7 protein-coding genes and 1 rRNA gene are annotated in these 8,503 nt (G+C 27.9%); all 8 read left to right on the plus strand.

From position 1 onward, the window contains the following. Nucleotides 1–80 precede the first annotated feature (80 nt). A complete protein-coding gene (locus I2H23_RS13095) occupies nt 81–854 on the plus strand; it encodes a leucine-rich repeat domain-containing protein (protein ID WP_195581728.1) in 774 nt (257 codons plus the stop codon). 29 nt (nt 855–883) lie between these two features. Next, a complete protein-coding gene (locus tag I2H23_RS13100; RefSeq protein WP_330615417.1) occupies nt 884–2,914 on the plus strand; it encodes an immunoglobulin-like domain-containing protein in 2,031 nt (676 codons plus the stop codon). Nucleotides 2,915–3,289: 375 nt separating this feature from the next. Beyond that, entirely contained in the window at nt 3,290–3,829 is a 540-nt protein-coding gene (locus I2H23_RS13105; protein ID WP_092923256.1) for a helix-turn-helix domain-containing protein, read from the plus strand. Nucleotides 3,830–3,846: 17 nt separating this feature from the next. Further along, the gene (potA, locus tag I2H23_RS13110) at nt 3,847–4,890 is read left to right on the plus strand and encodes a spermidine/putrescine ABC transporter ATP-binding protein (RefSeq protein WP_092923259.1); all 1,044 of its coding nucleotides are present in this window, start codon (nt 3,847–3,849) and stop codon (nt 4,888–4,890) included. Nucleotides 4,891–4,892: 2 nt separating this feature from the next. Continuing rightward, on the plus strand, nt 4,893–5,732 hold the full coding sequence (locus tag I2H23_RS13115; protein WP_195581730.1) for an ABC transporter permease: 840 nt from the start codon (nt 4,893–4,895) through the stop codon (nt 5,730–5,732). 104 nt (nt 5,733–5,836) lie between these two features. After that, a complete protein-coding gene (locus I2H23_RS13120) occupies nt 5,837–6,514 on the plus strand; it encodes an ABC transporter permease (protein ID WP_092923305.1) in 678 nt (225 codons plus the stop codon). Then, entirely contained in the window at nt 6,511–7,566 is a 1,056-nt protein-coding gene (locus I2H23_RS13125) for an ABC transporter substrate-binding protein (RefSeq protein ID WP_195581731.1), read from the plus strand. The genes I2H23_RS13120 and I2H23_RS13125 overlap by 4 nt, the downstream gene beginning before the upstream one ends. A gap of 609 nt (nt 7,567–8,175) precedes the next feature. Further along, nucleotides 8,176–8,503 (plus strand): 16S ribosomal RNA (locus tag I2H23_RS13130); the annotation flags it as partial.

An 8,503-nucleotide genomic window follows, 5' to 3' on the forward strand; every position in this document is an offset into this window, starting at 1 on the left:
ATAATTTCCATTATTTTATAATGTTCTATTTAATAAAACTTTTATTTGAATCTTAATTAAATAAAGGGGGGAAAAATCTAATGAGCAAAAAAAATAATATTAAAAAGACATTTGTATTAGTAATTACAACAACGGTGATTATACAATCAATGATGGTAAATGTACTAGCAGATGAAATAGAGTCTAGTAATAAAGATACAACTGGAATTGGTTTGAATAAAGAAGAACATTTAGATCCAATTTTTATAGATAAAAAAAATGAGCCATCTACAGCAATTTCTAATCAAGAAAGTATAGGTACTAAAAATGAAATTAAAGATAATAATTTAAAGATTGAAAATAAACCTATAGTAAATAGCGATGTTAAATCTGTAGATGAAAAGGTTAAAGAAAGTAAAATAATTGATATTAAAGATATAAATTTAAAAAGAGCAATAAATAAACAGTTAAGAAAGAAAGATTTGGATGCAGATATAAGTAAGTCTGAATTAGAGTCATTAAAAAGATTAACTGTAATTGATTCAAAAATATCAGATTTAGAAGGACTGCAATATTGTGTGAATTTGACTTACTTATACTTAGATGGAGATCAAATAAATGATATAAGTCCTATAAAAAACTTATCTAAATTAACTATTTTGCACTTAAATAATAATCAAATAAGTGATATAAGTCCTATATCAAAATTAACTAATTTAGTTACTTTGAACTTAGCTAGAAATCAAATAAGTGATATAAGTCCTGTATTAAATTTAACTAATTTAGCTGATTTGGATTTAGCTAATAATCGAATAAGTGATATAAGTTATGTATCAAATTTAACTAAATTAACTAATTTATCTACTTTGACTTAACTAATAACCAAATAAGCGATATAAGTCCTATATCAAATCTAACTAATTTAGTTACGTTGCGCTTAACTGAAAATCAAATAAGTGATATAAGCCCTTTATCAAAATTAACTAATTTAAATTATTTATATTTAAATCACAATCAAATAAGTGATATAGCTCCTTTGTCAAACTTAACTAAATTACATGGCTTGCATTTGTCTTACAATCACATAAGTGATATAAGTTCTATAGGAGGATTGACTAAATTAGCAGGATTATATTTAAGTGATAATGAGATAAATGACATAAACTCTTTAGAAAATTTGACTAATTTAGATTTTTTAAATTTAAATAATAATCAAATAAGTGATATAACTCCTTTATCAAATTTAACTAAATTAACTATCTTGCACTTAGCTAATAACCAAATAAGTGATATAAACATCTTAGAGAGATTATCTAAGTTAATTATTTTAGATTTAGCAGATAATAAGATAAGTGATATAAGTCCTATAGCTAATCTAAATAAACTGATTTTTTTAAAATTAAACAATGATCAAATAAGCAATATAACTCCTTTAGCTAGTTTGAACCATTTAAATTACTTACAATTAGATAACCAAAATATAAAATCAAAATCAAAAAAAGTAAAGCAATTGGGGTCAATAGAAATTGATGACATAATAGTAGATGAAAAAGGAAATAAAATAGAACCATCAAATATTTCTGAAAATGGATTATATAATAAAGATACTAACAAAATCTTATGGAAAGATATAAATGTTAATAGTGAAAATTACTCTTTTTCAAAGAATGTAAATATTGGTAAATGTAATGCTGAATTTTCAGGTAATGTAATTCAACCAATCGAACTTATAGTAAATAAAGCACCAACGATAAATGCAGAGAATAAAACAATAAAGGTTGGAGAAAAGTTTAATCCATTAACAGGAGTAACTGCTAATGATAAAGAAGATGGAAATATTACTGACAAAATTAAAGTAGTGGAAGATACAGTTAACACAAATAAGGTAGGTACTTACACAGTTAAATATGAAGTAACAGATAATGAAGGAGCAACAGCTACTAAAACAATTACAGTCACAGTAAAAAGTAATGATAAACCAGTAATAACTGGAGTTGATAATATAAGTATAAGAGAAGGAACGGAATTTGATCCAATGGCTGGAGTAACTGCTACAGATACTGAAGATGGTAATATAACTAAAGATATTAAAATAACAGGAAATGTAGATGTTAATAAGCCAGGTAAATATGAATTAATATATACGGTAACAGACAGTGATAGAAATACTACTACTGTAAAAAGAGTGATTATAGTTAATCCTAAAATGGTAGAAATAAATGCAGTGCCAACGATAAATGCAGAGAACAGGATAATAAATGTTGGAGAAAAGTTTAATCCATTAACAGGGGTAACTGCTAATGATAAAGAGGATGGCAATATTACTGATAAAATTAAAGTAGTGGAAGATACAGTTAACACAAATAAGATAGGTACTTACACAGTTAAATATGAAGTAACAGATAGTAAAGGAGCGACAGCTACTAAGACAATTACAGTTACAGTAAAAAGTAATGATAAACCAGTAATAACTGGAGCTGATAATATAAGTATAAGAGAAGGAACGGAATTTGATCCAATGGCTGGAGTAACTGCTACAGATACTGAGGATGGTAATATAACTAAGGATATTAAGATAACAGGAAATGTAGATGTCAATAAGCCAGGTAAATATGAATTAATATATACGGTAACAGACAGTGATGGAAATACTACTACTGTAAAAAGGATAGTTACCGTTTTACTAGATTCTATTAAAAATGATACAAATAACAATCAGACTGAAAATAAATCAGAGTCAAATGAAAGTAGTGTAAGCTCAAATAGTATTGTAAGCGCGAATAAACCAAGTAGTTTACATCAACCTAATAAAATCGAGATAAACGATAATTTTAATCCTCAAACAGGAGATACAGGTAGTTTAGGATATATTGCTTTAGTACTAGTAGCATTATTAGGACTAGTTGTAAATAAAATAAAAAAAAATAAGGCTTAGTTAAGCCTTATTTTTTTTTATTTTAACCTAAATTATTTATGCGATTTTATTTTACATTAGTATAGGGTTTACAAATTTAAGGAAAATAGATGATATATATACTTTAAGAAAAATAAAAAATATAAAAGAGTTAAAATTTTTTAGATTATAAAAGTGAGTTAGAGATACTAAACTTTATGAATATTAATATAAACAAATGTAGAGGTGTTTTACATATAAAACCAGTAAAATACTTGATTTATATGTAATGCTTTAAAAATGAAAAAATTAAAAAAACTATTGAATTATATATAGAAGTTTTATATAATAAACTTTGATGTTTAGGTATTTTAAACAATATGTTTACTAAAAATATGAAAATTAGGAGGTGGAAAGATGGATATAGGTGAGAAAATAAAGAGAATGAGAATTGAAAAGCAATTGACTCAAGAAGAATTAGCTAATAGATGTGAATTATCAAAAGGATTTATATCTCAATTAGAAAATAATTTAACTTCACCATCCATAGCTACACTTATAGATATATTAGAAATATTAGGAACAAACTTGAGAGAATTTTTTAATGAAATAGATGATGAAAGAATTTGTTTTACAAAGGATGATATGTTTGAGACAGAAGATGAAGATCTTAAATATACATTTAAATGGTTAGTTCCAAATTCACAAAAAAATGAAATGGAGCCTGTAATAGTAACTCTAGAACCAGGCGGTAGGTATAAGGAAGAAAAGCCACATGAAGGTGAAGAGTTTGGCTATGTTCTTTCAGGAGCCATATACCTTCATATAGGAGATAAATATAATAAAGTAAGAAAAGGAGAGAGTTTTTACTTTAAGCCAAGAGCTAATCACTACATATCAAATGCAGGAAAAACTACTGCAAAAGTGATTTGGGTATCAACTCCTCCATCATTCTAGGAAAGAGGTGTTAATAATTGGGTGAAAATATAATTGAATTAAGAAATCTATCAAAACAATATGATGATTTAAAAGTTTTGGATGATTTATCTTTAGATATAAAGAAAAATGAATTTTTAACGTTACTAGGTCCAAGTGGATGTGGTAAGACTACAACGCTTAAAATAATAGCAGGGTTTGAGCAGGCAGATGAAGGTAGTGTATTATTTGAAGGAAAAGAGATTAATGAAATACCTCCATACCAAAGACCTGTAAATACAGTTTTCCAAAAATATGCATTGTTTCCTCATATGAATGTATATGAAAATATAGCATTTGGACTTAAGATAAAGAAAATGCCTAAAGATAAAATAGATGAAAAAGTAAAAGAAATGTTAAAATTAGTGGCATTAGAAGGAAAAGAAAATAGAAAGGTTGATTCACTAAGTGGAGGGCAACAACAAAGAATTGCTATTGCTAGAGCATTAGTAAATGAACCTAAATTATTATTATTAGATGAACCTTTAGGGGCGTTAGATTTAAAGCTAAGACAAGAGATGCAAATAGAATTAAAGAGAATGCAAAAGAAGTTGGGAATAACTTTTATATTTGTAACTCATGACCAAGAAGAAGCTCTTAGTATGTCAGATACTATAGTTGTAATGAACAAAGGTAAGATACAACAAATGGGAACACCAGAAGATATATATAATGAACCTAAAAATTCATTTGTTGCAAGATTTATAGGAGAAAGTAATATATTTGATGGAATTATGTTAGAAGATTATAAAGTTGAATTTTGCGGTAAAGTATTTGAATGCGTAGACAAAGGGTTTGAAAAAAATGAAAATATAGAAGTAGTAATAAGACCAGAAGATATAAAAATGGTAAATCCAGAGGATTCAATGTTAAAAGGGACAGTTACATCTAGTATATTTAAGGGTGTTCATTATGAAATAGAAGTTAAAGAAAATGATAGAAAATGGATTCTTCATAATACTAAAAATGCACAAGTTGGATCAGAATTAGGAATGGATATATATCCAGAAGATATCCATATAATGAGAAAAGAGCAAAATTAATTATGAAAAATAAAAAATCTATACTAGCATATCCATATATAGTATGGAGTGCAATATTTATTGTAATCCCTTTAATACTAGTATTTGTTTTTAGTTTTACTATAGAAACAGATAATGGTCGAGTGTTTTCTTTAGCTAACTACAAAGAATTGATGGACCCTATTTATTTTAAAGTATTTTTTAGATCGATAACATTAGCTGGAATATCTACAATTATATGTCTTTTAGTAGGATACCCAGTAGCATATTTAATATCAAAAGCAAATGTAAATAGAAGAGGAACATTAATATTATTATTTATACTTCCTATGTGGATGAACTTTTTATTAAGAACTTATGCATGGGTTGCTATACTTGGTAAAAATGGACTTTTAAACTATTTATTAGGAATATTTGGAATAGAACCTGTTAGCATATTATATACTAATGTAGCAATATTACTTGGAATGGTTTATAATTTCTTACCATTTATGGTTTTACCTATATATACATCTTTATCTAAGATGGATAATGATTTAATAAATGCTGCAAGAGATTTAGGAGCAAATAGTTTAGAAGTATTTACCAAAGTGATATTCCCATTAAGTTTGCCAGGCGTAGTTTCTGGAATAACAATGGTATTTATGCCATCTGTAACAACATTTGCTATATCAAGATTACTTGGTGGTGGTAAATTTATGTTAATAGGTGATTTAATAGAACAACAATTTACTGTTGTAGGAGATTGGAACTTTGGTTCAGCAGTCTCTATATTTATGATGATAGTAATACTTATATCAATGGCAGTAATGTCTAAAGTTGATGATGAATCAGATAAAGAAGGCGGTGGGTTATTATTTTAAAGTTAAAGAAAGTAATATCTAATGTATATTTGTTTTTGGTATTCTTATTCTTATATGCACCAATATTTGCACTAGTTGTATTTTCATTTAATGATTCTAAATCAATGGCTCACTGGAGTGGATTTACGTTTAAGTGGTACCAAAGATTAATACATGATGAGAATATAATGAGTGCACTATACTACACTATAATAGTTGCTTTAATTTCATCTATAATAGCAACTATAGTAGGAACTATAAGTGCAATAGGAATACAAAAGATGAGAACAAGAGGAAGAAAGGTAATGTTAAATGTAAACTATCTTCCTATGCTAAACCCAGATATAGTAACAGCAGTAGCTCTAATGAGTTTATTTGCTTTTTTAAACATAGAGTTTGGTTTTACAACTATGTTATTAGCTCATATAATGTTTAGTATACCATATGTAATATTGTCGGTTCTGCCTAAGGTTAGGTCGATGCCACAAAACATAGAAGAAGCAGCAATGGACCTAGGTGCTACACCTATGTATGCACTTAGGAAAGTAATACTTCCTCAAATAAAACCAGGAATAATATCAGGATTTTTAATTGCATTTACGATGTCAATAGATGACTTTATAATTAGTTTCTTTAATACAGGAAATGGAGTTAGTAATCTTTCTATAGAAATATATGGTATGGCAAGAAGAGGTATAAAACCAGAAATAAATGCTTTATCTACTATAATGTTTACAGTAGTATTAATATTGCTTTTAATATCAAATAAAAAACAATCTATAGTAGCAGGGAGTGACAAATAGTGAAAATAAGAAAAAAGATAATATCGCTTTTAACTATAGGTATAATAAGTTCAGTAGCATTAACTGGATGTAAAAGTTCTACAGATTCTACAAAAGTACTTAATGTATACAATGTTGGGGATTATATAGACGAAGATCTTATAGCTAAGTTTGAAAAAGAAACTGGAATAGATGTATTATATGAGACTTATGATACAAATGAGATGATGTATCAGAAAGTTAAAAGTGGAAGTACTAATTATGACTTAGTTTTCCCTTCAGATTATATGGTTGAGAAAATGAGAAATGAGGACTTACTTCAAAAGATAGACTTTAAAAATATACCAAATATGAAATATATAGATAAGAGTTTTTTAAATCCAGTATATGATCCAGATAATGAGTACAGCGTACCATATATGTGGGGAACATTTGGAATATTATATAATAAGAAAATGGTAAAAGAGCCTGTTGATAGCTGGGACATATTATGGGATCCAAAATATAAAGGAAACATAATGATGTTTGACTCAGTTAGGGATACTATGGCAATAGCATTAAAAAAACTTGGATACAGTATGAATACTACAAATCTAAAAGAAATAGAAGAAGCAAAAGAACTTCTTATGAAGCAAAAAGATTTAGTTTTAGCATATGTTAATGATGAAGGTAAAGATAGATTATTAGGCGAAGAAGTTGCTATGGGAATAATTTATTCTGGAGATGCAGTTACCTTAATGGAACAAAATCCTAACTTAGCTTATGTAATACCAAAAGAGGGAACTAATAAATGGGTAGATGCTATGTGCATACCCAAAACAGCACAAAATAAGAAAGAAGCTGAAATGTTTATTAACTTTTTATTAGAACCTGAAAATGCTAAGCAAAATGCTGAATATATTGGATATTCTATACCTAATACGGGAGCAATAGAGCTATTAGATGAACAAACAACTGAAAATCCAGTTGCATATCCACCTAAAAAGTTACTGGATAAATGCGAGACATTTATAGATTTAGATGACAAAATAAAATTATATGATAGAGCTTGGATTGAGTTAAAATCAAAGTAAAAGAGTAGAGTATTCTACTCTTTTTTTTGAAAAGAAATTATACTTTATGTTAATTTATAAATAGATAAAACTTAATACATAATTCTTATTGTTTATATATAAAAATAGTTTCTTTTGTAGTTTGTTTTATAAACTCTTCCAGAACATTATTTATTATATCTCTTGATTCATAGAAGGCTTTATGCCCATCTTCTTCTAAATGAACTAAATAAGAGTTTTAAAGTCTTGATACTCCATATCCATTGTATCTAGATATATACCTAATGCATATAGCACCACCCATTGAATGTCCTATTAAAGTAATATAATTTGATTATAGTATTATATTATTAATTTAAAGAGACATATGTTAACTTAAAAACAAGAAGAGAGGTATGAGATTTATATAAATAAAAAAATAATAAAAACTATTGACTATATACGTTCAAGGTGGTATAGTTATACTTGTCCTTAAGAAAAGGGCAAAACAAAAAAGTAAGCGCCAATATAGTCGCTTAAAATGAACTTTGAAAATTAAACAGTAGGTTAATTTATATAACTGATTCTTAAAAGAATCGAAAACAAACCAAGCCAGATATTCAGATAATGATAGTCTGAGCAGGAAAACTTATATTTGAGAGTTTGATCCTGGCTCAGGATGAACGCTGGCGGCGTGCCTAACACATGCAAGTCGAGCGATTCTCTTCGGAGAAGAGCGGCGGACGGGTGAGTAACGCGTGGGTAACCTGCCCTGTACACACGGATAACATACCGAAAGGTATGCTAATACGAGATAATATGTTTTTATCGCATGGTAAAAACATCAAAGTTTTTGCGGTACAGGATGGACCCGCGTCTGATTAGCTAGTTGGTAAGGTAACGGCTTACCAAGGCGACGATCAGTAGCCGACCTGAGAGGGTGATCGGCCACATTGGAACTGAGACACGGTCCAAACTC

This window comes from Romboutsia sp. BSD2780061687b_171204_C1 (assembly GCF_015560225.1).
GTDB lineage: Bacteria > Bacillota > Clostridia > Peptostreptococcales > Peptostreptococcaceae > Romboutsia_C > Romboutsia_C hominis.